The organism is Ruegeria sp. C2, from assembly GCF_056537765.1.
In genome coordinates, this window is record NZ_JBQFRZ010000001.1 from 125,567 (window position 1) to 151,203 (window position 25,637).

Here is a 25,637-nt window from a genome sequence, read left to right on the forward strand (position 1 = left end):
CGGGGTCAGAGCGACTGCCCCATCAATTCGCGTGCAATGATACGGACCACCGGGCGCGCCTCTTCAGCGGTCATGCCAGAGCGCAGGCGTGGGTCGTAGAGGATGGTCAGCAGCTTTTCATCATGGCTGGTGAGCAAGGCAAACTCGTCATCATCATTGAAGATCGACGGTCGGGCCTGAGGGCTATCGTTTGGCAGACCCAGCCCCTGCGCAAGCTCTTCGTGAATGCAGCTGAGGCGCACAAGGTCGGGGTGCTCGGACCGGATCAGGGCGACCGCTCTTGTATAAGTCTGCGGTGATCCGCTCGAGGCTGAGGCAAAGACGAAACAATAGAATGACCGTGGCAGCTTATCAAAAAGATCAAGTTGCGCCTGTCCGATGCCGGGAATCAACTGCCGCAACCGCGCTTGTACATAAGCCGTGTCATCTTCACCCGCCACAAAGACGTGGAAATTTGCGTTGCGGCTTACGGTTGAGACCGGATGGCCCGTCAGCCGGGATAAGCGATCCGCATAGGCATTGATCTGAGCCGCGTCCAGCTGCCGGACCTCAGGCGCGACCGAAGGGCCGAACTCAGGTTTGATGCGAACTGCGGCTGACCAGCGGCTCAACTGCCTACGAGTCCGGCCTGCGCCGTTTGACACGCCCTGACCAGGATATTCGTTGTAGAAGGCGATCGTCTCGAAATTGCGGGCCAGATCATCCGCGTCATATGGCGTATCCGGCCCCCCTCCATCCGTGCGCAGCAAGCCGCGGGTCAACAGATTGTTCTCTACACTCTGATAATACCGTGCCAGATCGAGGCTTGCGGCAGAGGGTTCGACATAGGCGTTGCTGGGCCCCTGCGGCTGAACCGGGCGCGGCTCGGGTACGACTGAGGTGGTCAGTACCTCGTCACAGCTGGCCAGAGCTAGCAGTGACAGGCCAAGCACAGCAGCGTTGATCCTTGGAAACGGCCACACGCGCGTTGTTCCCCTTACCCGGGAACGGCGGTTCCGGCATTGTCGCCAATGCCATCCTGTCGCGCCTTTGCCGCAGCCAGCGTATCGCGCAGCTCTGCTTCCATCTTCTGCAGCTCCTCTTCGGCTGCGGCGCGTTTGGCTTTGCCTTCATCCGCAATCGCAAGGCTTTCGTTGATCGTGCCGATCAGGTCTGCATTGGCCTGCTTGACCGCTTCGATGTCGAACACGCCGCGCTCCATCTCTTCGCGGATCATCTTGTTGGATTCGCGCAAATTAGCCGCGTTTGAGGTCAGCAGCTCATTGGTCAGATCATTGGCATCGCGAACCGCTGCAGCCGCTTCGGCGCTGCGCTGAATGGTGACCGCTTGTGCCAGCTGCGTCTCCCACAGCGGTACGGTGTTGACCAGAGTCGAGTTGATCTTGGTCACCAGCGATTTGTCATTCTCCTGCACCAACCGGATCGAGGGCAGCGACTGCATCGTCACCTGCCGTGTCAGTTTCAGGTCATGCACCCGGCGTTCCAGATCGTCGCGGGCGGCGCGCAGGTCACGCAGTTCCTGTGCTTTCATCACTTGCTGGTCCTCGGGCGCGGCCTGAACCTCGGCCTCTTTCTCAGGAATGTCGTGGCTGTCCAATTCGGTCAGCTTTTCTTCTCCGGCCGCGATGTAAAGCGCCAGTTCGTCATAGAAATCCAGCGTCTTTTCATAGAGCAGATCAAGGGATTTGATGTCTTTCAGCAGCGTATGCTCATGCCCCAGAAGGTTGTCCGTGATCCGGTCGATCTGGCTCTGAACCTCTTCGTACTTCGCGGTGAATTTGGCGAAGGGCGCGGCTTTGCCCAGCAGTTTTTCCCACCAGCTGCGTTCACGCCGAACGTCCAGCTCGCTGACCGAAAAGCCGCGTATCGTGGTGACGATGTTGCGCAGGCTGTCGCCCGCTGGCCCCACATCCTTGTTTCGTACATCGGCCAGCATCGCCTGGCTGATCTCTTGCAGTTCTGCCTGAGCAGAGGAGCCGAATGACACGATCGAGTTGGTGTCGTCCATGTCGATCTCTCCCATCCGTTTGCGGATCTCGGCGCTCACGGGCTCGTCCGCCTCTTCCAGCGGGATAATGTCGGTCCGCGGTTCGGGCAGCGTTACTGCAGTCACTTCCTGCACCAGCGTTTCCGCTTCGACCGCTTTATTCTTGATATCATCGGACATGGGGATAATCCTCGTTCAAATAGTGGCCGGTCAATCCAACCGGACGCCTTCGCGCTGCAACCGATCGCGCAGCACATCAATTTCAACCGTCAGATCACTACGGTCATCCAATAGCATTTTTCGCGTCCGCGCCGCGAAATTCTGTTCCAGATCGTCCAGAAGTGTCGAGTAATCCTCAAGCGCTTGCGCATCGCGGGTGCGGGCGTAGACGTCCGAGAACTTCACGGTCGCATCGCGCGCACCCTGCAAGTAGACCGTCAGATACTTCCTAGCACTCGCCAGATCACGCGGATCTTCCTCGACCGTGCGAAACAGATCGCGGGCGGTGTCCTGAAAGCGTTCGACACGCGCTTCGATACGGCGGTCGCCGGCGCGCTTGATTGCATCGGTCATCTCGGTCAGGTGGGTCTCGGCATCTTCAACCACGCGCGCCACGCGGTCCTGCTGGAAGGTATCGATCCCCTCCATCCCCTTGTCTTTCATTGGGTCGAGGCCGAATGAGACCGAATGCAAAACCGTTGCAGCGACGCCAAACAACACCGGGGCCAGCAGGCTCACTTGTGAGGCTGTTTCTGCGCCCAGAAACTCGGTTCGGTACGAGGCCAAAGCAGCACCCAAGCCGGTCAGAACGCTGGAGAAAATCTTGCGCGGAAAGGCAGGTCTGCGCGCGGTACGGCGCGCGTTATAGGCGGCCTCGGCCCGCAATCCTTCGCGCAGCAGAAAGGCGGCCGCAGTCAGCAGTCCCGCCGCGACCAAGCCGATGGTCATGCCAATGGCGCCATCGTTCAGCGACAGGAACACCAGCGGAATGGCGGGAACAAACAGCACATTCGCGCGCGCGCCTGCGGGTTCGACACGGGCGCCATCAAACTGACCGCGCCCCGGCTGATCCTGTGCAGAAGCATCGCCTTGCGGGCTGAATTTGCCGCCGTACCTTTTGGCCATATCCTTACAGGCCCCCCAGCAGACCGGTGCAAACGCCGAACAGCAGCACCAACAGGGCCGCATAGGCCAATTTTTGTACTCCGGTGCCGGACATGGTGCCCCCCAACTATGGCTGTCACAGAAAAGTTAGGCGATACGCGGGCTTGGCGCTAGGGGGAAGGTTGAATAACCCGCGTCACTTGCGAGGTTTCTTGCCGACCGCCGGTCTTTTGCGTTGTGGCCGTGCGGGGCGTTTGGACGGGGGGTTCCCGCTATCCTCAGCCTCCAGCCCCAGTTGGTCGCGCATGACACGGCGCCGGATTTCCTCAACCTCACCGGATTTCAGATCGCCCAGCTGGAACGGGCCGTAAGAAACCCGCAAAAGTCGGTTCACCATATAGCCGATATCTTCGATGGCGCGACGGATCTCGCGGTTCTTGCCTTCGCGCAACCCGATGGTCAGCCAGGCGTTCGCACCCTGCTGACGATCCAGTGTGACTGTCATGGGTTGAAACCGCTCTCCGTCAATCACCAGCCCCTTCCGCAGCGGTGCGAAGTCTTCATCCTTGGGCCGCCCGTTCACCCGCACCCGGTATTTGCGCAGCCATCCGGTCGAGGGCAGTTCCAACTTGCGCTTGATGCCGCCATCATTGGTCAGCAGCAGCAACCCTTCTGAGTTCAGATCGAGCCGCCCAACGCTCATGACCCGCGGCATATCCTCGGGCAAGTCGTCAAAGATTGTCTTGCGGCCTTTTTCGTCGCGCGCTGTGGTTACCAGACCCGGCGGCTTGTGGTACAGCCACAGGCGCGAGGGTTCGGGTTCCGATACCGGCCTACCATCGACAGTAATTTTGTCCTTTGAAGTGACGTTAAGGGCAGGGCTGCTAATCGCCTTGCCATTCACCGTCACACGACCCGCTTCGATCATGCGTTCAGCTTCGCGACGCGAAGCAACACCGGCGCGGGCCAGCACTTTGGCGATCCGGTCGCCGGGAGGAGGGGTATTGGTCATCCCCCGGCCATAGCCTATCCCGGCGGCTTGCGAAAGGCAGGTTTCTGAGGCAGTCATAGGTATGGAGTTCAGATCGCACATGAAACTGGCGCTGGAGCAGGCGCAAGCTGCAGCGGATCGCGGTGAAGTGCCTGTGGGTGCGGCCATCATTGGGCCAGATGGGCAGGTCGTTGCGGTAGATGGCAACCGAACCCGCGAATTAAACGACCCCACTGCGCATGCCGAGATATTGGCGCTGCGTGCCGCTTGCGCTGCGGCCGAGTCAGAACGGCTGCCAGATCACGATCTATACGTGACGCTGGAACCCTGCGCCATGTGTGCGGCGGCACTGGCTGCGGCGCGTATCCGGCGTGTGTATTACGGCGCACCCGATCCGAAATCGGGCGGCGTCGCCCATGGCGCGCGGGTGTTTTCGCATCCGCAGGCACATCATACACCTGAAATCTATGATGGGATCGGTGCCGAAGAGGCCGCGCGATTGCTCAAAGATTTCTTCGCCAAGCGACGTTAGCACGCTACCATCTCAGGCTGTAAACTGTGTGATTACCCGGTAGACCTTTCAGGGAAACCGATCTAGGTGCACCAAAAGTCAGCGCCTCATGCCCGTCCACCAAAAGCTGGGTTGCGTCAGACAAACAGACCTCTCCCGGTGCGGCTGAGGCCGCAACTCGGGCGGCCTTGTTCACCACCGTTCCAAAGAAATCGTCATCGGTCTGGATTACATCCCCCGTATGTACACCTACGCGAATCTGCAGGGGCGGCTCGCCCTTCTCTGTCGCGTTGCGTCGTTGCAGGTCGGCGGCGGCCATCAACGCCGCCCGCGCCGAGGAGAAGCTGGACATAGTTCCATCCCCCAGCGATTTCACCAGCGTTCCACTTTGCGCTTCGATGACTTCACGAGCCAATTCAAAGTGTTTTTGAATTGCATCGGCCCACACCCGGTCTCCGAGCTTTTCGGCGATGGCAGAAGAGTTGACGATGTCAGTGAACATGACTGATGCCATTCCCTCGCGCTGAGCCTGACGAAACCCGTCACGCGCGGCTGCAACCAACGCGTCCAACGCTTTGTGCTCGATACCGAGTTTCTCCATGTTCGGGATCGGGTTTGACACGTGGCAGTGCACCATCTTCCACACACCGTCTTCCAGATGCAGGATAAAGGTAAAGCGGTGCACCATCGCCCTCTGGTTACTGGCAAAGCGCAACGTGGCTACGCAGTTGGCCCAGCCAACCGGGCCGCATTCAAACGCCTCCAGACTGTGTTCCTGCCAGTCGTATTCCGGAATTTCGGCCACGTGATCGGGAAAGCCTTTGCGAAACAAGGAGCCAGACCAGAACTCGCCGTGAGCTGAGCCCTGATATCTCAGATGTTCTGAAGTCGACAGCATATTGAACAGTGCCGCACCGTCCTTGTCACGAACCGCTTGGTTCCACCGCCGCACCACCGCGATCAATTCTGGCGAAGGGCGGATTGGCTGGTTCATACCCCTTTCACCACCATTTCGCGTGGGATATCAGCCAGAGGCAGGCCGCCATCGCCTGTCACCACAAAACTCTCGGTAATTGCCAACCCCCAATCCGGAGTCCAGAGGCCGGGCATCAGGTGAAACGTCATGTTTTCCTGAAGTTCTGTCGTATCTCCGGGCCGCAGGCTCATGGTGCGTTCGCCCCAATCGGGTGGATAGCTGAGCCCGATGGGATAGCCGGTTCTGTTGGCTTTGACATATCCGGCGCGGGCGAAGCTATCATAGACGCAGGCCGCCACCTCTTCGCACGTCGTACCCGGGCGGGCAGCGGCCAAGGCATCGTCGATGGCCGCCAGAACCGCAGCTTCGGCCCGGCGGATATCGCTGGGGGGATCGCCGAGATAGAGGCTGCGACTGGCCGGGCAGTGGTACCGGCGATAGCAGCCTGAAATCTCGAAATAGGTTGCCTCTCCGCGCGCCAGAGGCCGGTCGTTCCAGGTAATGTGCGAGGCGGAAGCTTCACGGCCCGAAGGGGCAATCGGCACGATTGCCGGGTAATCCCCCGCAAGACCGGGCAGTCCGGCGATACCGGCGGCCTGCACTTCGGCAACCAGTTGGTTTTTGGGCAGACCTTCCCGAAACGCGTCGCGCAGAACGCCGTGCATATGCGCTGTCAGTTGGCCCGCTTTGCGCATCATCCCGATCTCGGCGTCGCTTTTGACGGCGCGCTGCCAGTTCACGAGGCCGGTGGCGTCAACCAGTGTCCCGAAAGCGGTTTCAAGAATGCGGTGGCTGGCGGCTGAGTAGTAATAGTTGTCCATCTCAACCCCCAACCCTGTGGTCCAACCGCGTTCGCGCAATGCGAGGACAAGAGCATCGACCGGGTGGTGATCAGGGTGCTGCACATGCTCTTCGGGCCAGTCCAGCAGGTCCGATGGTTCCAGCCATGTGGTCTGCGCCGCACCCGCTTTGTCCTGCGTCCGGCCCCACCAGAGCGGTGAGCCTTGCGCGGGCAGGATCACCATCTGCGGGACATAGAAACTCCACCCGTCATAGCCTGTGAGCCAGGCCATGTTAGAGGGATCGGTGATCAGCAGGGTCTCAATCCCGCGTCGCGCCATGGCTTCGCGGGTTGTGCTGAGGCGAGTCGCGTATTCCTGCACGCTGAAATCAGAAGCTAGCATCAGAGTGTGATCGCCTGCATGATTTCAGGTTCGATCACATCGACCCCCGGCAGACCTTCTTTCAAAGCCTCAGCCGACTGCTCAAGGATCGGGAAGGTTTTGTAGTGGCAGGGAATAACGGTCTTGAAGTTGAAATAGCGCTTGGCCGCATAGGCCGTGCCTCTCATGTCCATGGTGAAATGGCCGCCTGCCGACAGAATGCCGATATCGGGTTTATAGTAATCCCCCATCCACTCCATATCCGCCATGATGTCGGTATCGCCTGAGACATAGACCATGTCACCTTCGGCGGCGATCATGTATCCAACCTCGGTCCCACCCGTGCGCAACCCGTCGGGCGTTGAGAAAGTCGAGCTGTGAGACGCCGGAACCATCGAGACCTTCACGCCGTTCAGATCCACCGTGCCGCCTTTGTTGAAGCCAACGGTCTCGATCCCTTCGGCTTCGGCCCAATAGCCCATCAGATCATATTGCCCGACAACGGGGACTTTCAGGTGCTTTGCAAGCGGCAATACATCAACAACGTGGTCGAAATGAGTATGGGTCAGCAGTATGTGGGTCGCGCCAGCGACCGCCGCGTCATGCTGATCCTCAGACAGCACCGGGTTGCCCGTCAGCCACGGATCGATCAGCAGAACCTGTCCTGCGGTTTCAATGCGAAAGCTGCCATGCCCCAGCCAGATGATATTCATAAAGATTCCTCCCACTTTGTGCTTGGAGCCAGCCTAGCATCGGCTATGTAAAAATCCATGGATTGGACGCAGGAAATCGATGGTTATTGTGAGCGGCTTTCGCCCGCTTATTGGGCCGAGCCAATTAACGCCGTGACCAATGCCGCATTCCTGATCGCGGCGTTCATCATGTGGCGGCGCGTGCAAGGGCAGGGGATGCCGTTGGCAATGGCTTTGGTGACGGTGCTGGCGCTGATCGGAATCGGAAGCTACCTGTTTCACACTCATGCGCAGGTCTGGGCGGCGCTGGCCGATGTCACTCCGATCCTGCTGTACATCCTTGTTTACATATTCGCGGTTAACCGTGATGTCTGGGGAATGCGGACGCTCTATGCGCTTGGGCTAACGGCACTGTTCTTTCCATATGCAGCCCTGACCGTTCCCATCTTTCAGCTGTTGCCCGGGCTTGGGGGCTCGGCGGTCTATGCACCAGTTCCTCTGTTGATTCTCGTCTATGCTTTTCTATTGCGTCAGAGAGAGCCGGAAACCGCACGTGGTCTGGCAATAGGGGCGGTGATCCTAATCGTCTCAATCACTTTCCGAGCGCTGGATGAGCCCATGTGTATGCGCCTGCCGATGGGAACGCATTTCATGTGGCACATCCTGAATGCGACGATGCTGGGCTGGATGATCGAAGTCTATCGCAGAGCCGCTATCGCAAATCGCTTTGCGTCAGTCTCGAAACGCGGCGGCTAGTGCGTCAGGCAGATCGAACTCTTCCAAAACCCGCGCGCGGCCTTCGGCAGACATCTTGAGAGCCGTTTTTTCAACGATACGCTGGATTTTCTCGGCTGAATGCTTGGCTGCGAACGGCGCGAAATACCATTTCAGGAACACAAAGCAGATTACGTCCTCAAGGGCCTGAACGTCGGTATCACGCTTGATTCCCTGTTTGCGCAGCATCTTCTCGGCGGCCTCGATCTGTTCTGCGCCGTATTCGGCCTGCTCCATCAGGCCGCGCACGACATCGGCGTGGTACACGCCCTGTGCCTTGCGCCAGGCCAGATAGCCCGCGCGGCCTTCGGGATACTCGGTGCGCTTCAGCTTCCAGCGCTCGACATGCTGTCCGCGCGCTGCAATCTGCAGGGCATCTGATGAGTCGGGAAATAGTCGATCCAGTTCGGCACTCATGCGCTGGCCGTAAAGCAGCGCTTCGGGCTGGCCATCCTCAAGGTTGGGGTCCTCTGCGTTGGCCGCATCGATTGCGTTCAGAACTGCTTGCTTGCGAGTGCTCATCTTCCGCTCCGTTAGCTTGCCTGCACATCGCCCATCAAGGCGGGAGGCTGGGTTTTCTACACCATGCTAACGGCTTATCGCCGCGTGTACAGCGGACAAATACACATGCGCCGGATCAGGAGGGGGAGGACTGATCCGGCGCTTCAGGCAAGGTTATTTACCCGCCTCGGACTGGCCCTTGGTTACGGGTTCTGACACCGGCTCGGGGAAGCTGAGGTTTCGGGTCAGGTTGTTCATGTCGATCCCCAGCGCCATGGCCGGAGCGCTCAGGACGGATGCAGACAGGACAAGGGCGGTGACGAAGGTTTTCATGGGGTTTCTCCGATTTGCGTTTGTCACATCCCTGAGATGAACCGTTCAGTTCACTTTTTCAAGGCGCAAAATGAACTATTCGGTTTACTTATGTGCATATGGGTCATTCAAAAATGCATGGGGTGAATTACGCCAAGTGGGCCAGCAGCGGTCTTGCGGGTGCTGCGGCAGACAGGTAAACGCCCTCCTTAAGCGTATATGAGGGTTTCCGATGTCGATTGACCAAAGCACAGCCGCCAAGGTGGCCAAACTGGCCAGGATCAAGGTCGAGGATGACGCGCTGCCTGCGCTGGCGTCCGAGTTCAACAATATCCTTGGGTTTATCGAGCAACTGAACGAAGTGGATGTCGAAGGTGTCGAGCCTATGGTTTCAGTTGAGCCAATGCGCCTGAAGCGCCGTCAGGATGTGGCCACCGACGGAAACCAGCAGGACAAGGTCCTGTCCAACGCCCCCGATGCGCGCGAAGGGTTCTTCGCTGTTCCCAAAGTTGTGGAGTAAGTCATGAGCGATCTGAACAAACTGGGCCTGGCCGAGGCCCGCGACGCGCTTCGCAAGGGTGATGTGACCTCGGTTGAGCTGACCGAATCCTGCCTCAAGGCGATTGATGAGGCCAATGCGCTGAACGCGTTTGTCCACAAAACCCCCGAGATCGCTCTGGAGCGCGCTAAAGCAGCGGACGAACGGATCAAGGCGGGCGATGCGCCGTCGATGTGTGGTCTGCCGATCGGTATCAAGGATCTGTTTTGTACCAAGGGCGTGCCCTCGCAGGCGGCCTCGAAAATTCTTGAAGGCTTTAAGCCCGAATACGAATCCACCGTGTCTCAGCAACTGGCCGATGCTGGTGCCGTGATGCTGGGCAAGCTGAACATGGACGAATTCGCCATGGGCTCGTCCAATGAGACCTCGGTCTATGGCAACGTCGTCAGCCCTTGGCGACGCGGCAATGACGATGCTCAGCTGACACCCGGCGGTTCATCGGGCGGCTCGGCCTCGGCTGTGTCCGCCGATTTGTGCTTGGCTGCAACCGGCACCGATACTGGTGGCTCGATCCGTCAGCCTGCTGCGTTCACGGGCATCACCGGCATCAAACCGACTTATGGCCGTTGCTCTCGCTGGGGCATCGTGGCCTTCGCGTCCTCGCTGGATCAGGCCGGACCGATGACCAAGAACGTGCGCGACGCGGCGATCATGCTGGAAACCATGTGCGGCCACGACCCCAAAGATTCGACCAGCGCCGAACTGGCCGTCCCGAATTTCGAGGCGATGCTGACCGGCGACATCAAGGGCAAGAAGATCGGTATCCCGAAAGAATACCGCATGGACGGAATGCCCGCTGAGATCGAAAAACTGTGGACCGATGGCGCCGCTATGCTGAAAGACGCAGGTGCCGAGATCGTCGATATATCGCTACCGCACACCAAATACGCGCTGCCCGCCTACTACGTGATCGCCCCGGCCGAGGCGTCCTCGAACCTCGCCCGTTACGACGGTGTCCGCTATGGCCGCCGCGCGCAGCTGGCGCAGGGCGATGGCATCACCGAGATGTACGAAAAGACTCGCGCGGAAGGGTTCGGCCACGAGGTTCAGCGCCGCGTGATGATTGGTACCTATGTGCTCTCGGCAGGCTTCTATGATGCCTACTATAACCGGGCGCGCAAAGTTCGCACCCTGATCAAGAAAGACTTCGAAGATGTCTTTGCCGCAGGCGTCGATGCGATCCTGACCCCGGCGACACCATCGGCGTCGTTCGGACTGGGTGAGATGACTGAGGCGGATCCAGTGCAGATGTACCTGAACGACGTGTTCACCGTGACCGTGAACCTCGCTGGTCTCCCCGGTATTTCGGTGCCTGCAGGTCTGGACAAACAGGGGTTGCCACTGGGTCTTCAGCTGATCGGTCGTCCATGGGACGAGGGCGATCTGCTCAACACCGCCTACGCGCTTGAGAATGCTGCCGGGTTTGTGGCCAAGCCTGGAAAATGGTGGTAATCCTCAAGCCAGATACGGCACTACACAACCGGAGCAGCCAAATGCGCCAATTGCTTCTGATCCCGGCCTTGGGGCTGATTGCGGCTTGTAACACCGTGGCACCGGTCTCGGGTACGGGTTTCAATACGCCGGAATATCAGGCGCAACGCGAGGCTGAATTGGCCGGGCAGGGCCTGGGGGGCAACCCTCTTGCACCGCCCGAGGCGATCTCGGAACAACCGCTTTCGGCGCAGGGGACGGTTGGATCTGATGCGCCGGTGGGTGACGCGTCAGATATTGCAAACCAAACGGCCATTGCCCTGGCGAATACATCCGGTCAGGAAGCGAACGCCGCGCCTCTGACTGCAACAAACAACAACAGTATCTCCGACGAACAGGATTTCGAGGCCGTCTCGAACCGGCGAACCATCGACGATGACGCCGCCCGGATCGAACAGAACCGACAGACCTACGAGGTCGTCGCGCCCACCGTTGTGCCCCAGCGCGGCTCTGACGGTCAGCCCAATATCGTACAATATGCGCTGAGCACCTCAAACCCTGTCGGCACCCAGCTCTACAGCCGTGCCGGATTCAACTTGCAGGCCAAGGCAGAACGCAATTGCGCACAATTCGCTTCGCCCGATCAGGCCCAGATCGAGTTCCTGTCTAACGGCGGTCCTCAGCGTGATCGTAAAGGGCTGGATCCGGACGGTGACGGCTATGCCTGCGGCTGGGATCCCAGCCCGTTCCGCAGTGCTGTCAACAACTGAACTCTCTCCCATCTGGCAGCCATCGGCTAATTTCGGCCCTCGAAGGGATGGGCTGAAGCCCACGCTGATCGTACTGCACTATACTGCTATGGAGAGCGCCGCGGCCGCACTCGAACGCCTCTGCGATCCCGGTCCGGAAGTCTCTGCGCACTACCTGATCGGCGGCGATGGCACACTCTGGCAGCTTGTCCGCGAGGAAGATCGCGCCTGGCACGCCGGGGCAGGGGAGTGGCACGGGCAGACAGACATAAACTCCCGCTCTATTGGTATCGAACTGGATAACCGAGGCGACCATCCATTTGCCGAGCCCCAAATGCGAGTGCTCGAACAGCTTCTGCCGCAGATTATGCAACGCTGGGCCATTTCCTCAGAGGGCGTGATCGGCCATTCGGACATGGCACCGGGACGCAAAACCGACCCCGGCCCCCGATTTGACTGGCAACGACTGGAGCGCCAGAGCCTGGCCGCCCAACGCGGCAGCACCGCTCCGGAGGGCACCACACTCCGTGCCCTTGCCCAAACCCGTGGTTATACTGCCCCGATCGACGACGCCACGCTCCTCGCCGCCACCCGCTTGCGCTTTCGTCCCTGGGCCACTGGCCCCGCACAACCCGACGATCTCAAGGCTCTCGGCTCATCCCGGGTGATAACCTGATCCGCCCTTCATCTGGCCAAAAATATCCCGGGGATGAATTGGCCGCAGGCCAAGAAGGGGCTGGCCCCTTCTCCTCTTGACGTCCCCGATCCCAAAGCATACCCAACCCACTGCGCGGAGGGCCGGATGGCCGCTGGGGCCGCAAAGCCCGAGAGGAAAGTCCGGACTCCACAAGGCAACGGTGCCGGGTAACGCCCGGGCGGGGAAACCCGACGGAAAGCGCCACAGAAATCAAACCGTCCTGGATTTCGGTCCAGGGTAAGGGTGAAACGGTGGGGTAAGAGCCCACCGCGCCGCTGGCAACAGCGGCGGCACGGCAAGCCCCACCGGGAGCAATGCCGAATAGGGTCCCCGCGCGGGCCGGTCGGTGCAAACCGATACCGCCGCTAGGCTCGCCTTGGCCGAGAGGGACCGGGTTGGCAGCTCGAGCCGCGCAGCAATGCACGGCCTAGAGGAATGGTCATCGAAGGGGGCAACCCCGGAACAGGATCCGGCTTACAGGCCCTCCGCGCGTATCTTCTCAGCCTGTCGGTGGGGTGTAAGCTCCGGTCAGTGTCGCAGCCTTTTGGGCCACCGCGACAAAATCTTCGGCAGGCCATGCGCGCACGGTTTCGATCCTCGAAACCGCACCGGTGCTGGCAACCGCCATCCCGATTGCAACCGCATCTGTACCATCGGGAACTTCGCTGATGACAACAACATCATTGCCCCCTGTGGTGAAGTAGAAGGAGATCAGCCTTCCGCCCGCCTTCTCAAGCAGCGCTCTGACCGGGCCGGTACGATCCTGAGGCTTTGCCACCATCGCCTTGACGGCCTCGGACGAATAGGATGCGTAAGTAATGAAAACAGGCATGGGTCTCTCCTTTGGACTTGAGTTTTGTGGAACCTTTATGCCGACCGGTTCCGTGGCCTCTCGCACGCATCAGCGCGCGAAACCGAACTGGCCCGGTCGAAAAGGCGACCAAGCCAAAGCAATTGCGTGAGTGGTGCGGGTGGTCCGCGCCCCGCTCCGGTGGTTGGGAGCAGATTTGGCGCAGGGTATGACGCACCCTATCACAAACTCGTGAACACGCCAAACCGTGGCACCAGGTCACCTCTGATGAATTGTTCCCCAAACCCGCCGAATCCGGTTGACTCGGGCGCGCGAGCAGGTAAAAGCGCACGCTCATAAGGATTTCAACCGAAAGGCCCCTGCCTTTTCGGACGCAGGAGATAACCATGGCGAAGCCGACGACAATCAAGATCCGTCTGAACTCGACCGCGGGCACGGGCCACTTCTACGTGACCAAGAAAAACGCGCGCACCATGACCGAGAAAATGACCATTCGTAAGTACGACCCGGTCGCTCGGAAGCATGTCGAGTATAAAGAAGGCAAGATCAAGTAATCTGCCCTCTGACGTGAATTTCTGAAAAGGACCCTGTCTGGCAGGGTCCTTTTTTTGTTGTAGGCGCTCAGAAAGGGCGTTGCAGGGGCGCATCAGCATTTTCAGTGTTCTGATCCGCAGCGGCTTGCTTTTTCGCACTCGCTGCCACTAGGCTTTAGCAACCCTTTCCAAAATGTTGACCGCCATGAAAAAAATCTTGTTGCCCGCCCTTGCCGTTCTGACCCTGTCAGCCTGCGAAGACCCGTTCAACCGTGAAGGCGTCGGGTTCACCGGTATCGATGGCGAGCCGCGCACGATCTCTGAGGTCGAAGGCGCGGCAGCTTTTGTACCTCAATCAACGAATATCCCTGCGGAACTGGCTGAGCTGCCAACCGTTCGCGTGGCCTCGAATGAAACGGACCCGAACAAACTGGCGCGTGTCGCGATCGACAACGGTGGCCGGACTGACACGACCGCAGTTCCGCTTTCGGGGCAAAGCACCAATCTGTTGCTCAGCACCGTCGAAGTGAACAGCACCCTCTATGCCGTATTGCGCACGACCCAAGGCGACACGCGGGTCGATAACTCTATTGGTGCAGCATTCGGAGAACAAACCGAACGCTTTACCGGCTGCTTGCCCGCTGGCGATGTTTTCCGCAAAGGCTCTTCCGAGCGTAGTTCGGGCTTTGCGGTGCCACTGAATTGCAGCTAAATCAGCAAGACCCCAATCAAGCTAAACCCCCGCCAGCACGGCGGGGTTTTTTCGTTATACACCACTGTTCCGCCATTCAGCAAAGGCATGACCGGACGCAAACCTGCGCTGGTCATGAACGCTGCAGACGCAGTGTTGAACGTGCCAAAGCTGTCGGCCATCACCTGTCCATGTAGATATGATGCAGCATCGGTCAGGTTTTCGCGCGACGAAACGGGGTTGGATCACGGTGTTCTGCATAGCTTAGAAGCTCTTCGTTGCGCTCATAGATCAGCGCATAAAGACCGGACTGATCAAGCCAACCTTCTATAAACGCAATCAATTCCGCCTCCAGGGAGAGGGACGTAGCGAGCGGGCTGGTGCTCGAGGTGCAGGTCATGAACCTGATGCAGAAGGGGCTGAAGCCGATTGGCTTCAGACGGTCAGAGTTTAGTGACAAACATTTGTTGGTCCCCATGAAACAAAAAAAGGGCGGGTCATTTTTGACCCGCCCTGTGGCTTGTGATATGCGACCGCGTTATTCGCGGTTTCCAAGCAGCTGCAGCAGGAACATGAACATGTTGATGAAGTCCAGATACAGGTTCAGCGCTCCCATGATGGCAGCTTTGCCCAGCCATTCCTGATCGCCCGCATGGGCCATCTGCAGGTAGGTGTTCTTGATGTTCTGCGTGTCATAGGCGGTCAGACCGGCGAAGATCAGAACACCCAGGATCGACACGGCAAACATGATGGCCGGCGATTGCAGGAACAGGTTGATGATCATCGCGACTACCAGACCAATCACGCCCATCATCAGGAAAGTACCCATGCCGGACAGATCTTTCTTGGTGACATAGCCGTAGAGTGACAGACCTGCGAAGGCGATCGAAGTCACTAGGAAGACCTGTGCGATCGAAATGCCGGTAAAGGCAACGAAGATCCAGCTCATCGACAGGCCCATGACGGCCGCGAAAGCGTAGAAGAACAACTGTGCGCCGGCTGCGGACAGGCGGTTGATGGCAGCGCCAAACGCAAACACCATGCCCAAGGGCGCAAACATCACGATCCAGCCCAGGATGTTCGGGCTCAACGTTACCGGATCGCGGAATACCGACAGCAATTGCGGGCTGGTGCCGACGGCCCAGGCCACTGCAAATGTGATCAGCATGCCTACGGACATGGTGCCGTAGACTTTGTTCATATGGGCGCGCAGGCCCTCATCGATCTCGGCAGCGCGCGCGCCGGACGCCGTCCGGATCGTGTCGAATTGTGCCATAAAGGGTCTCCCTCTGATATTCTGCTCTCAGCCTGCGATTGCAGGCCGGTTTCCCAGCAAATATCGGAGAGTGTGGCCCGCGTTTCAAGGGTTTTAGGCCTAAAACTCAGCAAAACTGTCAGCAAATTTGGCGGCAGTGTTGAAAACGCCGCCAAATACCTGGCATTTCCGTATTAATACAGGTGCTTGTGCCAATTGTCCGGGGCATCCCAGACAGGGCGTTTCGCTTCAACCTCGGCCTGGGACCGGGTGACACCGATATCCTCGAGTGCACGATCATCCAGCTGTGCAAGCGCTCTCCGCTGTCGGGCGAGGCTGAGCAGGCTCAGTATCCGCGTACCAAACGCCGCATTCCGAACGGGGCGACGGGTTGAGATAGCTATATGGGTCATAATCTTTGCCCTTTCGTGGTTGCTTGATGAAACACTGCGCTTCAATCAATTTCCTTGATCTATATGGATCAATCTGACATATTTTGAAAATGAATGTTTATGAACTGTCACATAAGGAATCGTGAAGATGCGAAATTTGGACATCACCACCTTGCGCTCTTTCGTGGCTGTTGCTGATTACGGCGGCGTGACGCGGGCCGCCGGTTTTCTTCACCTGACGCAATCTGCCGTTTCGATGCAGCTCAAGCGTTTGGAAGAGCTGCTGGGATTAGAACTTCTGGACCGTTCAGGCCGAACCATTGCCCTGACAGCCTCGGGTGAGCAGTTGCTGGCCTATGCCCGACGCATGATCGCATTGAATGATGAGGTGATTGGGCGTCTGACGGATCAGGCCTTTGAGGGAGAGGTCACCCTGGGTGTGCCGCACGATGTAGTGCATCCGTTTATTCCAAGGGTGCTGCAGCGCTTCAATGCGAGTTTTCCCCGGGTCAGCGTAAATCTCGTCACATCAAATACGCGCCAATTGAAGGATGAGTTCGCGCGGGGGGCCTTCGATCTGATTGTCACGACCGAATCCGGGGCAGGTGAGGGGGCTGAAACGCTGCACCACATGCCGTTGCGTTGGGTCGGAGCATTGAACGGGTCTGCCTGGCGGCAAAAGCCACTGCGATTGGGGTTCTGCCGTAACTGCATTTTCCGTCCTGTCGCGACCTCGGCACTGGATGATGCCGGGATCAACTGGGATATGAGCATAGACAGCGATTCGGACCGTACGGTCGAGGCCACTGTCAGCGCCGATCTAGCCGTCGGTGTGCTGCTGGAAGGCACGCAACCCAACCATCAGGAACTGATCGACCATGGCGGCGCACTGCCGGACCTGCCGGTACAGTTCATCAACCTCTACGGGGCCGAGCGGGTGCGTGAGGAATATGTGGCCGAGCTTGCCAACCTGCTGCGCCAGAACTTCACACGCCCGAGTGCACATCCACTCAAGGCGGTCAGTTGATCCGGATCACCACTTTTCCGGTGGATTTGCGCGCGCGCAGCAACTCAAGGCCCTGTGCTGCCTCCTGCAGGGGCAGCACATGGCTGATATGAGGTTTGATCCTACCCTCTGAATGCCAGCGGAACAGCGTGTTGAAGCTGTTATGGACAACCTCGGGCCGGAAAGTCAGATACCCTCCGATATAGACACCGATCACGCTGAGGTTCTTGACCAGCAGATGGTTGGCGGGAATTTGCGGAACATCACCCCCGGCGAACCCGATCGGCAGCAGACGACCCTCGGGGTTTGTGGCGCGAAAGGCGGCGTTGAATACATCTCCTCCGATCGCATCGTAGACGACATCCGCGCCGCCAAGCGCTAGAACCCTTTCACGCAAATCCTCACCTGCGTCGATCAGATGGTCTGCACCGGCCTGCTGTGCCACGGCCAGCTTGTCTGCGCCGCGCGTCTGCGCAATCACTGTTGCCCCCATCAGCTTGCCGATCTCGACAGCAGTCAGCCCGACACCGCCCGCAGCGCCCGTCACCAACAGCGTTTCGCCCGGTTGCAGACGCGCCCGATGGTCGAGGGCAATATGGCTTGTGCCATAAGCGATCTGTATCGCCGCGGCGTCCTCGAAACTCATGGAATCGGGGATGGGGACCGCTCTCGCGGCCTCGAATATACCTGATTCGGCAAGACCGCCATGGCCGGAATAGATCGCAACGCGATCTCCGGGCTTCAGATTCATCACATTGTTTCCGATTTCGTCGACAATCCCGGCGATTTCCATGCCAAGCGTAAACGGCGCATCCGGCGTGTCCTGATATGTTCCCTTTTGCATCAGCAGGTCCGCAAAGTTCAACGCGCAAGCACGGATCGAAACGCGAATATAACCCTCGGAGGGTGAGGGCAGTTCGACCTCGCACAACTGTGCAGGGGCTCCCTGGGTTTTGATATGGTATGCCAGCATCAACGCTCTCCGGGTTTTGGCCGCTATAGGCGTGGGGTCGGGGCGCTTTGTCAATTCCAATCCGAAAAGCAGCTGAGACTGGAGGGCATTGTTTCTTAAGTGGAAACGCATTGATCTCAAAAAACCCTACAACCACAAACCACTGTGTGCATTCCGCGACTCAACCCGCTTGAAAAAATATTCTATTGCGGCAATATTACCCTATGGTGCTGTTCGGGGGGCACGATCCGGATTAGGGAGTTCTTAAGCAGCGACCCGCTAACTTAGCGGAGACGGCTGCTGTCGCGTTTTCCCGGACAGGTGTTTGTGTAAAGGAGACTACCAATGACCCATCACGTCGATGTCCATGTGGGCAAACGCGTCCGGCATCGCCGCTGGCTGATTGGCATGACCCAGCAGCAGTTGGCGCAGCAAGTTGGCATTAAGTTTCAGCAGATCCAAAAATATGAAACAGGTGCCAACCGGATTAGCGCGTCTCGCCTTTGGGATATCGCTGAGGCATTGGATGTACCTGTCGCCTTCTTCTTTGAAGGACTGGAAGAGACTCAAAAATCGGACGCTGACAAGAAATCTGTCCCGGCTGACCTGATGGGCGATAAGGAAGCACTCGATCTGGTGCGTTCATACTACGCCATTCCGGAAAACCAGCGCCGCCGCCTGTTTGAATTGGCCCGTGTGCTAAGCGACGTCGCCTGACACAATCGACTTGACTTCGGGGGGCTTCGGTCGCACGGGTAAACCATGCAACACACCCCACTGAGTGATCTTGATATTGCAGAAGAAATGGCCGACGCGGCGCGGGCGGCCATCCTTCCTTATTTCCGCCAGACAAATCTGGAAACCGACAACAAACTCGCAGACGGGTTTGATCCGGTCACGATCGCCGATCGTGAGGCCGAGAAAGCCATGCGCGCCGTATTGGCGCGGCATCGCCCGGACGACGGTATATTCGGAGAAGAGTTTGGCCAGAGCGCCGGAACAAGCGGGCGCGTCTGGGTTCTGGACCCAATCGACGGCACGCGTGGTTTCATCAGCGGTACACCGACGTGGGGGGTATTGATCGCGCTGAGCACGGATACCGGCCCGGTCATGGGTGTGATTGATCAACCCTATATCGGCGAGCGTTTTGTCGGCGGCAACGGACATGCCTTTGTCAAAGGCCCCCTTGGCCAGACCAAACTTGGCACGCGCCCGACGCGTTCACTGGATCAGGCGATCGTTTTCACCACCTTCCCCGAAGTTGGCACTGAGGCCGAGGGCGCTGCTTTCCACGCAGTCGCCTCACAGGCAAAATTGACCCGCTATGGCATGGATTGCTACGCTTACGCGCTTCTGGCAGCCGGGCAGATTGATCTGGTGATCGAGGCCGGATTGAACGCCTATGACATTCAGGCCCCAATCGCGGTGATCGAGGCGGCAGGAGGTGTCGTTACCGACTGGCAAGGTAATCCGGCCCATGAAGGTGGGCGTGCGCTGGCTGCGGCCACCCCCGAACTCCACGCGGTCGCTCTCGAGATCTTGCGCAACCACTGAAACGGGTTGCCGCATGATCGCGGCGACCGTATGCTAAACGTGGCTGGTTCTTGCGCCCGTTTTCCACCAGCCTCGCACTTCACGCATGAGACGGGCTTATGCGGGAGTGCAAGAAATGACCGAATTCCTGATCCGAAACGCCGATGTCATCGTGACGATGGATGATACGCGGCAAGAGCTCGCGAACGCCGATCTGTTGGTCCGAGACGGGCAGATTGCCGACATCGGCCATGGGTTGACCACCAGCGGAGAGATCCACGATGGGTCCGGCTGCGTGGTGACACCCGGCTTGGTGAACACTCACCACCATCTCTATCAAACTCTCACGCGCGCGGTGCCGGGCGGGCAGGATGCGCTGTTGTTCGGCTGGCTGCAAACGCTCTACCCGATCTGGTCTCGGTTTGGCCCGGAAGAGATGTTCGTCTCCACCCAGATCGGCCTCGCAGAGCTCGCGTTGTCGGGCTGCACGCTCAGCTCTGACCACCTCTACCTCTATCCGAACGGCGCGCGGCTTGAAGACACGATTCACGCCGCAGCTGAACTGGGCCTGCGCTTCCACCCGACGCGTGGCGCGATGAGTATCGGTGAAAGCGATGGGGGCCTGCCGCCCGATGCCCTGGTCGAGGCGGAAACAGCCATCCTCGACGATATGACCCGTGTCGTAGATGCCTTTCATGACCCTTCCGCGGGATCAATGTGCCGTGTCGGCCTCGCCCCATGCTCTCCATTCTCAGTCAGTCGCGAGTTGATGCGCGATGCGGCTCTGCTGGCCCGAGACAAGGGCGTGATGTTGCACACGCATCTGGCCGAAAACGACGAAGACATCGCCTATTCGCAAGCCCAATTTGGCTGCCGCCCCGGCCAGTATGCCGAAGACCTCGGCTGGACGGGTTCGGACGTGTGGCATGCGCATTGCGTCAAATTGGACAAGGCCGAGATCGATCTCTTCGCCCGCACCAGAACTGGGATCGCTCACTGCCCGTGTTCAAACTGCCGTCTTGGTTCAGGCATTGCCCCGGTTCGTGCTATGCGTGATCGTGGCGTTCCGGTCGGCCTCGGGGTCGATGGATCAGCCAGCAATGACAGCAGCAACCTGGTTGCTGAGGCGCGTCTGGCCATGTTGCTGCAACGGGTCGCGAATGGGGCTGATGCAATGTCTGCGCGCGAAGCGCTTGAGATTGCCACGCGTGGTGGGGCGGATGTGCTGAATCGTCCGGATTGCGGTCGCCTTATGCAGGGCAAACGGGCCGATATCGCCATCTGGGATGTCTCCGGCATCGAAAGCGCCGGCAACTGGGATCCTGCTGCCTTGCTGCTTGCAGGACCAACGCGCGTCAAACACCTCTTCGTCGAAGGCCGGCAGATTGTCCGGGACAGTCAGATCATCACCATCGATCTGCCCAAAGCCATTGAAACCCAAAACCGCCTCGCCCGCGCTCTGATCGACTAGCGGATCCGCCCTACATCTGGCCAAAAAATATCCCCGCCGGAGGCATGCGCCACAGGCGCATCCCTCTCACGCTTGCACCTTTGAGCCACCGATCCAGACATCCGCCACCGCCCGATCATCGCCCATCATGATCGTGGGAAACACCGCCTCCCACAGATCATCTGCGTGTGCTTCACGCTGCGCAATCGCCGGGGTCGAGGCAAGGTCGAGGATAACCAGATCCGCCTCCATTCCGGTTGCAACGTTGCCGATACAATCGTCCATATGCAATGTCCGCGCCGACCCCACGGTTCCCAACCACAACAGTTGCGCCGGATGCAGCGGAGCGCCCCGCAGCTGTCCGATCTCGTAGGCGGCTGCCATGGTCCGCAACATCGAAAAGCTGGACCCGCCACCGGTATCCGTGGCCAGTCCCACACGATGTCCTTCACGCATCAGGCCCTCCATATCGAACAGCCCGGAGCCAATAAACGTGTTCGAGGTCGGGCAATGAATTAGCGCCGCTTCCATTTCGTGCAGCCGATCCCGCTCTCGTTGTTCCAGGTGGATGACATGGCCATAAAGGCCATTTTTCCGCAGCAGACCAAACTGCTCATAGGTATCCAGATAATCCCGCGCGTCGGGGAAGAGGGATCGGACCCACTCGATCTCATCTGTCTGTTCACACAAATGGGTCTGCATCAGACAATGCGGATATTCACCCCACAGCGCCCCCATGGCCTCAAGCTGTTCCGGTGTCGACGTGGGTGAAAAGCGCGGCGTGATGGCGTAAGAAAGCCGATCGATCCCGTGCCATTTCTCCAACAAGGCTTGCGACTGATCATAGGCTGTCTGGGCCGTGTCGCGCAGACGCTCGGGGGCATTGCGGTCCATGCAGGTCTTGCCTGCCACAACCCGCTGACCGCGCGCCTGAGCTGCCGTGAAGAACGCATCGACGCTTTCAGGGTGAATCGTGCAGAAGCTGCACATCGTCGTTGTGCCATGCGCGGTTGTCAGGTCCAGATATCGGTTGGCAATCTCCGATGCATAGGCCAGGTCACCAAACTTCATCTCCTCGGGGAAGGTATAGCTGTTCAGCCAATCGATCAGGCGCTTACCCCAACTGGCGATCATCGCGGTCTGAGGGTAATGCACATGCGGATCGACGAATCCTGCCATGATCAGATGGCGGCCATAGTCCTTGATCGCCGCCTCAGGATGCGCTCGCGTCAGGTCCGACGCCGTGCCAAGCGCTGCGATGCGCCCGTCTTCGATCACCAAGGCCTCGTGTATTACCGCCGCCTCGGTAGGCTCGCCTTCGAATGGCGATCCATTGAAGCTGAGTACGCGCCCTTTCAAAAGCGTCTTTTGCGCCATTTTCCCTGTTCTCCGCCCGTTTGGGATCGCTCGGCAGCATAGGGGTGCAAAAGATGTGGGTAAATCCAAGCATTGTCATTGTTTTCCGGTAGCTGCTTCTTCTATCTAGAAGCAATCGCGCGGAATGAGGGGCAGAGCATGACCACAGGCATTGACGAAGCCGGACAAGATCAGCCGCGGGATGAGGATGCCTATGCGCTGGCCAGGCGAACTGTCGCGGCCATTCTTTATGCCGTGGATGTCGAGGATCGCGACAAGCTGATCGAGCTGATGGAGCCGCTGCACCCGGCTGACATTGCTGACCTTCTTGAGCAGATCAACCCCTATGACCGGACCCGGCTAATCCGTCTTTATGATAAGGAATTCGACGGCGATATCCTGTCAGAACTGGATGAATCTGTTCGGGAGGAGGTCATTGCCGTTCTAAAGCCGGACGTGCTGGCCGAAGCCGTGCGGGACATGGAAAGCGACGATGTCGTCGATCTGCTGGAGGATCTCGAAGAGCCGCAGCAGGAAACCATTCTGGATGCGCTGGAGGATTCCGAGCGGATCGCGGCCGAGCAGGCACTCTCTTACCCGGAAAACTCGGCGGGCCGCCTCATGCAGCGCGAGGTCGTCATGGCCCCCGAACATTGGACGGTGGGGCAGGCGATCGATTTCCTGCGTGCAAACGACGATCTGCCTGAGCAGTTCTATTACGTGATCCTGGTCGACCCGCGCCTCAAACCCGTTGCGCAGGTGTCTCTTGGCAAACTGATGGCAACCCGGCGCGAAATTCCTCTGCATGATATCGCCGACGAGGAACTGCATACGATCCCTGTCGATCAGGATGAAGAAGATGTCGCCTATGCCTTTAATCAATACCACCTGATCTCGGCCCCGGTGGTGGATGCCGACGGGCGTTTGGTCGGGGTGATCACCATCGATGACGCGATGGTGGTTCTGGATGAGGAATACGAAGAAGACATGTTGCGCCTCGCCGGTGTGTCTGACGAAAGCTCGATCTCGGATAGTGTTGCCGCAACCAGTAGGCGGCGGTTGCCATGGCTGGGTGTCAATCTGGTCACTGCGATCTGCGGATCTCTGGTGATTTCACAGTTCGAGGCGGCGATTGACCAGTTGGTGGCGCTGGCGATTCTGATGCCCATCGTGGCGTCGATGGGCGGGAACGCGGGCACGCAATCGCTGACGGTCGCGGTGCGCGCGCTGGCAACACGCGACCTGACGGGCTCGAACGTGGGCCGGGTTATCCGGAGGGAACTGCTGGTCGGAATGCTGAACGGGCTGTGCTTTGCCATTGTACTGGGCACGGTAGGGATGATGTGGTTCGATTCTCCATTGCTGGGTGTCGTGATCGGGTCGGCCTTGGTCGTGAACATGATCATCGCAGGCTTAGCGGGTACGGTAGTACCGGTGGTGCTGGATCGTCTGGGCGTTGACCCGGCGCTGGCGTCCGGGACCTTTGTGACCACCACAACGGATGTCATGGGGTTCTTCATCTTCCTGGGGCTGGCCAGCATGGTGCTACTGTGACCGAAACGACCGATCTGACCGAAATCAAAGCTGCCGCCCGGAAAGCGGCCTTTGCCCGCCGCAAGGCTGCTTTTAACGCGCGGCCTCCCGGCGCAGCGGGCCGCCTGTCCGAGGTTCTGGCCGGGCACCGTGGCGTTCCCATTTCCGGCTACATGCCCATCCGCACCGAGATTGATCCGCTACCCGCCATGGCCGAAGCCGCTGCTTATGGCCCGGTTGGTGTGCCGGTTATTCAGGCCGCAGGCCAACCGCTGCGTTTTTCGCGCTGGACGCCTGAAGGGGCTTTGAAAGACGGACCATTCGGCGCCAAGGTGCCCGAGATCGACGATTATTTCGACCCCGAGATCCTGATCGTGCCGCTGGTGGCCTTCGACGCAGAGGGTGGTCGACTGGGCTATGGCGGAGGGTTCTATGACCGAACGCTGGAAGGTTTGCGCACTAAACGCCCGACTCTGGCCATCGGGTTCGCCTTCGACGCGCAGGAAGACGACGGTCTGCCGCTGGAGCCGACAGATCAGCCGCTTGACATGGTGATCACGGAAAGTCGTGTACTGAGCTTTCGCTCTTAAAACCCAAGTTTATAAAGTCGCCCGGCCACTTTCCGGTGAATGACCGGTGGCAGTATATCTTCTAGCAGAGCGCGGCGTGCGACTTGTTTGTCCCGCTGATCTGCCGTGCCGGGGCGCGGCTTGAACAGCGTTGTGTGAGATTTGCGAGAACTGTCCCAGGTCGCGGTGTAGTAGTACAGCGCGATGGACTTGCGGGGCTCGCCATCCGGGTGGTTCACGGTTTCAGGGTTGCCGTGCCAGCTGGTCGAACTGGTGTTGAAAATGCACATACGGTTGAACTGCGGCACAAACCCCGCGACCTTAGCGGACATGTCCTCGTTCCAGACCTCGAACGAGCCGCCATATTCCTCGCGCCAGTCCTTGTTCAGATAGATCAGCATGTTCACCCGGCGCTCAAGGTTCAACCCGGCATGGTGGTTGAAATCCGCGTGAATATCGAGGTGCCCGCCATTCGACACGACGTGGATACCGCCGCCTGCAAAATAGGGGTCCGGGATCAGTCCTTTGATGCCGGTCAATTCTTCAAGGAACGCAAGAACGGGGCGCGAATTCAATGCATAGAACAGCTGCCGCGTATAGGGCGGCAGGCGGTTGGGCTGATAGCTGGTTTTCAGTTTCTCCTGCGCGCGGTCAAAGCTGGTTTCGGCCTCGGGCAGTTGCTCAAGATCCTCAAGCACACGCTCCAGAATGGCAGGGTCGAGGAAATTGTCGTAACCGCCATAGGGAAACGGCGTCTTCGACTGATAATCTTCAGAGATACTCTGCGCTGCAGCCCGTGCGTCTTTGGTGGGCAGCAGGAGGGTTTCAGGATCAAGGGCAAGGACAGGAGAAGACATAACACGAGACCTAACAATAAATTAAAACACCGCTTTCTCTGCGAATTTTGCCGTCGACACAAGTCGAGTGTCAACCGTTTCAGCTGCGTCGAACTGTTCCAACCAGTGGTCAGCGGGTAATAGTGAACAATTCCCGCCGCCAAGACGCCATTGTTCGCTTGGATTTTGATGGGTGCCGGAACTAAGTGCCTCAGGCTCGGGGTCGTGTGGGAACCGCTTGCGCTTGCAGGATGCCGGACTTAGGACAGTCTG

The 25,637-nt window shown here is 58.9% G+C and carries 30 protein-coding genes and 1 other RNA gene; 15 read left to right on the top strand and 16 right to left on the bottom strand.

Going from position 1 to position 25,637, the window contains the following annotated elements; translation table 11 throughout:
• Positions 1–5: 5 nt before the first annotated feature.
• From ACR0IV_RS00635 to ACR0IV_RS00650, 4 genes are all read right to left on the bottom strand, one after another.
• Positions 6–962: a DUF2927 domain-containing protein gene (locus ACR0IV_RS00635; RefSeq protein ID WP_480658401.1), complete on the bottom strand. Its 957-nt coding sequence runs from the start codon at positions 960–962 to the stop codon at positions 6–8.
• Positions 963–976: 14 nt separating this feature from the next.
• Positions 977–2,167, bottom strand: a complete 1,191-nt coding sequence (locus ACR0IV_RS00640) for a toxic anion resistance protein (RefSeq protein ID WP_480470476.1) — start codon at positions 2,165–2,167, stop codon at positions 977–979.
• A 30-nt stretch (positions 2,168–2,197) separates the two neighbouring features.
• Complete coding sequence (locus tag ACR0IV_RS00645; RefSeq protein ID WP_480658399.1) at positions 2,198–3,112, bottom strand: 5-bromo-4-chloroindolyl phosphate hydrolysis family protein; 915 nt, start codon at positions 3,110–3,112, stop codon at positions 2,198–2,200.
• Between the two features lie 175 nt (positions 3,113–3,287).
• Positions 3,288–4,184 (bottom strand): pseudouridine synthase, encoded by an 897-nt coding sequence (locus ACR0IV_RS00650; protein ID WP_480692600.1) that lies wholly within the window; start codon positions 4,182–4,184, stop codon positions 3,288–3,290.
• Between ACR0IV_RS00650 and ACR0IV_RS00655 the strand changes: the two genes are divergently transcribed.
• A complete protein-coding gene (locus ACR0IV_RS00655) occupies positions 4,165–4,614 on the top strand; it encodes a nucleoside deaminase (protein WP_480658397.1) in 450 nt (149 codons plus the stop codon). The two genes, ACR0IV_RS00650 and ACR0IV_RS00655, sit on opposite strands and share 20 nt — an antisense overlap.
• Positions 4,615–4,618: 4 nt before the next feature.
• On the opposite strand, the gene ACR0IV_RS00660 is transcribed toward ACR0IV_RS00655, so the two are convergent.
• The 3 genes from ACR0IV_RS00660 to ACR0IV_RS00670 are packed head-to-tail and all read right to left on the bottom strand — an operon-like array spanning position 4,619 to position 7,445.
• A complete protein-coding gene (locus ACR0IV_RS00660; RefSeq protein WP_480658395.1) occupies positions 4,619–5,587 on the bottom strand; it encodes an adenylate/guanylate cyclase domain-containing protein in 969 nt (322 codons plus the stop codon).
• On the bottom strand, positions 5,584–6,753 hold the full coding sequence (locus ACR0IV_RS00665; RefSeq protein WP_480658393.1) for a M24 family metallopeptidase: 1,170 nt from the start codon (positions 6,751–6,753) through the stop codon (positions 5,584–5,586). Before ACR0IV_RS00665 ends, ACR0IV_RS00660 begins: the two co-directional genes overlap by 4 nt.
• Complete coding sequence (locus tag ACR0IV_RS00670) at positions 6,753–7,445, bottom strand: metal-dependent hydrolase (protein WP_480658392.1); 693 nt, start codon at positions 7,443–7,445, stop codon at positions 6,753–6,755. Before ACR0IV_RS00670 ends, ACR0IV_RS00665 begins: the two co-directional genes overlap by 1 nt.
• A 57-nt stretch (positions 7,446–7,502) precedes the next feature.
• On the opposite strand from ACR0IV_RS00670, the gene ACR0IV_RS00675 reads away from it, so the two are divergent.
• Positions 7,503–8,180, top strand: a complete 678-nt coding sequence (locus ACR0IV_RS00675; RefSeq protein WP_480658390.1) for a ceramidase domain-containing protein — start codon at positions 7,503–7,505, stop codon at positions 8,178–8,180.
• Here the strand turns inward: ACR0IV_RS00675 and ACR0IV_RS00680 are convergent.
• Entirely contained in the window at positions 8,157–8,720 is a 564-nt protein-coding gene (locus tag ACR0IV_RS00680; RefSeq protein ID WP_480658389.1) for a DUF4202 domain-containing protein, read from the bottom strand. The genes ACR0IV_RS00675 and ACR0IV_RS00680 overlap by 24 nt on opposite strands.
• 153 nt (positions 8,721–8,873) lie before the next feature.
• Positions 8,874–9,032: a hypothetical protein gene (locus ACR0IV_RS00685; RefSeq protein WP_480470467.1), complete on the bottom strand. Its 159-nt coding sequence runs from the start codon at positions 9,030–9,032 to the stop codon at positions 8,874–8,876.
• Positions 9,033–9,243: 211 nt separating this feature from the next.
• Here ACR0IV_RS00685 and gatC point away from each other — a divergent pair, with 211 nt between their 5' ends.
• From gatC to rnpB, 5 genes are all read left to right on the top strand, one after another.
• A complete protein-coding gene (gene gatC, locus ACR0IV_RS00690) occupies positions 9,244–9,531 on the top strand; it encodes an Asp-tRNA(Asn)/Glu-tRNA(Gln) amidotransferase subunit GatC (RefSeq protein ID WP_480658387.1) in 288 nt (95 codons plus the stop codon).
• A gap of 3 nt (positions 9,532–9,534) precedes the next feature.
• Entirely contained in the window at positions 9,535–11,022 is a 1,488-nt protein-coding gene (gene gatA / locus ACR0IV_RS00695; RefSeq protein ID WP_480658385.1) for an Asp-tRNA(Asn)/Glu-tRNA(Gln) amidotransferase subunit GatA, read from the top strand.
• Between the two features lie 41 nt (positions 11,023–11,063).
• Positions 11,064–11,771: a hypothetical protein gene (locus ACR0IV_RS00700; protein WP_480470465.1), complete on the top strand. Its 708-nt coding sequence runs from the start codon at positions 11,064–11,066 to the stop codon at positions 11,769–11,771.
• Complete coding sequence (locus tag ACR0IV_RS00705; RefSeq protein WP_480658384.1) at positions 11,722–12,426, top strand: N-acetylmuramoyl-L-alanine amidase; 705 nt, start codon at positions 11,722–11,724, stop codon at positions 12,424–12,426. The genes ACR0IV_RS00700 and ACR0IV_RS00705 overlap by 50 nt, the downstream gene beginning before the upstream one ends.
• A 114-nt stretch (positions 12,427–12,540) precedes the next feature.
• Positions 12,541–12,940, top strand: an RNA gene (gene rnpB, locus ACR0IV_RS00710) — RNase P RNA component class A.
• Positions 12,941–12,946: 6 nt separating this feature from the next.
• Here the strand turns inward: rnpB and ACR0IV_RS00715 are convergent.
• Entirely contained in the window at positions 12,947–13,279 is a 333-nt protein-coding gene (locus ACR0IV_RS00715; protein ID WP_480470463.1) for a GYD domain-containing protein, read from the bottom strand.
• A gap of 365 nt (positions 13,280–13,644) precedes the next feature.
• On the opposite strand from ACR0IV_RS00715, the gene rpmG reads away from it, so the two are divergent.
• Positions 13,645–13,812: a 50S ribosomal protein L33 gene (gene rpmG, locus ACR0IV_RS00720; protein ID WP_010441901.1), complete on the top strand. Its 168-nt coding sequence runs from the start codon at positions 13,645–13,647 to the stop codon at positions 13,810–13,812.
• A gap of 184 nt (positions 13,813–13,996) precedes the next feature.
• A complete protein-coding gene (locus ACR0IV_RS00725; protein ID WP_480658383.1) occupies positions 13,997–14,503 on the top strand; it encodes a membrane lipoprotein lipid attachment site-containing protein in 507 nt (168 codons plus the stop codon).
• Positions 14,504–14,696: 193 nt separating this feature from the next.
• Here the strand turns inward: ACR0IV_RS00725 and ACR0IV_RS00730 are convergent, their stop codons facing one another.
• The 3 genes from ACR0IV_RS00730 to ACR0IV_RS00740 form a co-directional block, all read right to left on the bottom strand.
• Entirely contained in the window at positions 14,697–14,825 is a 129-nt protein-coding gene (locus ACR0IV_RS00730) for a hypothetical protein (protein ID WP_480658381.1), read from the bottom strand.
• 195 nt (positions 14,826–15,020) lie between these two features.
• Positions 15,021–15,758 (bottom strand): Bax inhibitor-1/YccA family protein, encoded by a 738-nt coding sequence (locus ACR0IV_RS00735; protein ID WP_480470460.1) that lies wholly within the window; start codon positions 15,756–15,758, stop codon positions 15,021–15,023.
• 173 nt (positions 15,759–15,931) lie between these two features.
• Complete coding sequence (locus tag ACR0IV_RS00740; RefSeq protein ID WP_480470459.1) at positions 15,932–16,150, bottom strand: DUF1127 domain-containing protein; 219 nt, start codon at positions 16,148–16,150, stop codon at positions 15,932–15,934.
• 127 nt (positions 16,151–16,277) lie between these two features.
• Here ACR0IV_RS00740 and ACR0IV_RS00745 point away from each other — a divergent pair, with 127 nt between their 5' ends.
• A complete protein-coding gene (locus tag ACR0IV_RS00745) occupies positions 16,278–17,156 on the top strand; it encodes a LysR family transcriptional regulator (RefSeq protein WP_480470458.1) in 879 nt (292 codons plus the stop codon).
• Here ACR0IV_RS00745 and ACR0IV_RS00750 read toward each other — a convergent pair.
• A complete protein-coding gene (locus tag ACR0IV_RS00750) occupies positions 17,149–18,108 on the bottom strand; it encodes an NADPH:quinone oxidoreductase family protein (RefSeq protein ID WP_480658379.1) in 960 nt (319 codons plus the stop codon). The two genes, ACR0IV_RS00745 and ACR0IV_RS00750, sit on opposite strands and share 8 nt — an antisense overlap.
• 324 nt (positions 18,109–18,432) lie before the next feature.
• On the opposite strand from ACR0IV_RS00750, the gene ACR0IV_RS00755 reads away from it, so the two are divergent.
• The 3 genes from ACR0IV_RS00755 (at position 18,433) to ACR0IV_RS00765 (ending at position 21,091) form a co-directional block, all read left to right on the top strand.
• The gene (locus ACR0IV_RS00755; protein WP_480470456.1) at positions 18,433–18,804 is read left to right on the top strand and encodes a helix-turn-helix domain-containing protein; all 372 of its coding nucleotides are present in this window, start codon (positions 18,433–18,435) and stop codon (positions 18,802–18,804) included.
• Positions 18,805–18,849: 45 nt separating this feature from the next.
• Complete coding sequence (gene hisN / locus ACR0IV_RS00760; protein WP_480658378.1) at positions 18,850–19,641, top strand: histidinol-phosphatase; 792 nt, start codon at positions 18,850–18,852, stop codon at positions 19,639–19,641.
• Between the two features lie 115 nt (positions 19,642–19,756).
• Positions 19,757–21,091 carry an 8-oxoguanine deaminase gene (locus ACR0IV_RS00765; RefSeq protein ID WP_480658377.1) on the top strand — a complete coding sequence of 445 codons (1,335 nt, stop codon included), beginning with the start codon at positions 19,757–19,759 and terminating at the stop codon, positions 21,089–21,091.
• Between the two features lie 66 nt (positions 21,092–21,157).
• On the opposite strand, the gene guaD is transcribed toward ACR0IV_RS00765, so the two are convergent.
• The gene (gene guaD, locus ACR0IV_RS00770; RefSeq protein WP_480470453.1) at positions 21,158–22,447 is read right to left on the bottom strand and encodes a guanine deaminase; all 1,290 of its coding nucleotides are present in this window, start codon (positions 22,445–22,447) and stop codon (positions 21,158–21,160) included.
• A gap of 138 nt (positions 22,448–22,585) precedes the next feature.
• On the opposite strand from guaD, the gene mgtE reads away from it, so the two are divergent.
• Both mgtE and ACR0IV_RS00780 read left to right on the top strand, forming a co-directional pair.
• Complete coding sequence (gene mgtE, locus ACR0IV_RS00775; protein WP_480658376.1) at positions 22,586–23,980, top strand: magnesium transporter; 1,395 nt, start codon at positions 22,586–22,588, stop codon at positions 23,978–23,980.
• Positions 23,977–24,549: a 5-formyltetrahydrofolate cyclo-ligase gene (locus tag ACR0IV_RS00780; RefSeq protein WP_480658375.1), complete on the top strand. Its 573-nt coding sequence runs from the start codon at positions 23,977–23,979 to the stop codon at positions 24,547–24,549. The genes mgtE and ACR0IV_RS00780 overlap by 4 nt, the downstream gene beginning before the upstream one ends.
• Here ACR0IV_RS00780 and ACR0IV_RS00785 read toward each other — a convergent pair.
• Entirely contained in the window at positions 24,546–25,385 is an 840-nt protein-coding gene (locus ACR0IV_RS00785; protein WP_480658373.1) for a 2OG-Fe(II) oxygenase, read from the bottom strand. The two genes, ACR0IV_RS00780 and ACR0IV_RS00785, sit on opposite strands and share 4 nt — an antisense overlap.
• Positions 25,386–25,637 lie beyond the last annotated feature (252 nt).

Coding starts and splice junctions, on each gene's coding strand:
- ACR0IV_RS00640 (WP_480470476.1), bottom strand. CDS start 2,167: ATGTCCGATGATATCAAGAATAAAGCGGTCGAAGCGGAAACGCTGGTG.
- ACR0IV_RS00645 (WP_480658399.1), bottom strand. CDS start 3,112: ATGGCCAAAAGGTACGGCGGCAAATTCAGCCCGCAAGGCGATGCTTCT.
- ACR0IV_RS00655 (WP_480658397.1), top strand. CDS start 4,165: ATGGAGTTCAGATCGCACATGAAACTGGCGCTGGAGCAGGCGCAAGCT.
- ACR0IV_RS00650 (WP_480692600.1), bottom strand. CDS start 4,184: ATGTGCGATCTGAACTCCATACCTATGACTGCCTCAGAAACCTGCCTT.
- ACR0IV_RS00660 (WP_480658395.1), bottom strand. CDS start 5,587: ATGAACCAGCCAATCCGCCCTTCGCCAGAATTGATCGCGGTGGTGCGG.
- ACR0IV_RS00665 (WP_480658393.1), bottom strand. CDS start 6,753: ATGCTAGCTTCTGATTTCAGCGTGCAGGAATACGCGACTCGCCTCAGC.
- ACR0IV_RS00670 (WP_480658392.1), bottom strand. CDS start 7,445: ATGAATATCATCTGGCTGGGGCATGGCAGCTTTCGCATTGAAACCGCA.
- ACR0IV_RS00675 (WP_480658390.1), top strand. CDS start 7,503: ATGGATTGGACGCAGGAAATCGATGGTTATTGTGAGCGGCTTTCGCCC.
- ACR0IV_RS00680 (WP_480658389.1), bottom strand. CDS start 8,720: ATGAGCACTCGCAAGCAAGCAGTTCTGAACGCAATCGATGCGGCCAAC.
- ACR0IV_RS00685 (WP_480470467.1), bottom strand. CDS start 9,032: ATGAAAACCTTCGTCACCGCCCTTGTCCTGTCTGCATCCGTCCTGAGC.
- gatC (WP_480658387.1), top strand. CDS start 9,244: ATGTCGATTGACCAAAGCACAGCCGCCAAGGTGGCCAAACTGGCCAGG.
- gatA (WP_480658385.1), top strand. CDS start 9,535: ATGAGCGATCTGAACAAACTGGGCCTGGCCGAGGCCCGCGACGCGCTT.
- ACR0IV_RS00700 (WP_480470465.1), top strand. CDS start 11,064: ATGCGCCAATTGCTTCTGATCCCGGCCTTGGGGCTGATTGCGGCTTGT.
- ACR0IV_RS00705 (WP_480658384.1), top strand. CDS start 11,722: ATGCCTGCGGCTGGGATCCCAGCCCGTTCCGCAGTGCTGTCAACAACT.
- ACR0IV_RS00715 (WP_480470463.1), bottom strand. CDS start 13,279: ATGCCTGTTTTCATTACTTACGCATCCTATTCGTCCGAGGCCGTCAAG.
- rpmG (WP_010441901.1), top strand. CDS start 13,645: ATGGCGAAGCCGACGACAATCAAGATCCGTCTGAACTCGACCGCGGGC.
- ACR0IV_RS00725 (WP_480658383.1), top strand. CDS start 13,997: ATGAAAAAAATCTTGTTGCCCGCCCTTGCCGTTCTGACCCTGTCAGCC.
- ACR0IV_RS00735 (WP_480470460.1), bottom strand. CDS start 15,758: ATGGCACAATTCGACACGATCCGGACGGCGTCCGGCGCGCGCGCTGCC.
- ACR0IV_RS00740 (WP_480470459.1), bottom strand. CDS start 16,150: ATGACCCATATAGCTATCTCAACCCGTCGCCCCGTTCGGAATGCGGCG.
- ACR0IV_RS00745 (WP_480470458.1), top strand. CDS start 16,278: ATGCGAAATTTGGACATCACCACCTTGCGCTCTTTCGTGGCTGTTGCT.
- ACR0IV_RS00750 (WP_480658379.1), bottom strand. CDS start 18,108: ATGCTGGCATACCATATCAAAACCCAGGGAGCCCCTGCACAGTTGTGC.
- ACR0IV_RS00755 (WP_480470456.1), top strand. CDS start 18,433: ATGACCCATCACGTCGATGTCCATGTGGGCAAACGCGTCCGGCATCGC.
- hisN (WP_480658378.1), top strand. CDS start 18,850: ATGCAACACACCCCACTGAGTGATCTTGATATTGCAGAAGAAATGGCC.
- ACR0IV_RS00765 (WP_480658377.1), top strand. CDS start 19,757: ATGACCGAATTCCTGATCCGAAACGCCGATGTCATCGTGACGATGGAT.
- guaD (WP_480470453.1), bottom strand. CDS start 22,447: ATGGCGCAAAAGACGCTTTTGAAAGGGCGCGTACTCAGCTTCAATGGA.
- mgtE (WP_480658376.1), top strand. CDS start 22,586: ATGACCACAGGCATTGACGAAGCCGGACAAGATCAGCCGCGGGATGAG.
- ACR0IV_RS00785 (WP_480658373.1), bottom strand. CDS start 25,385: ATGTCTTCTCCTGTCCTTGCCCTTGATCCTGAAACCCTCCTGCTGCCC.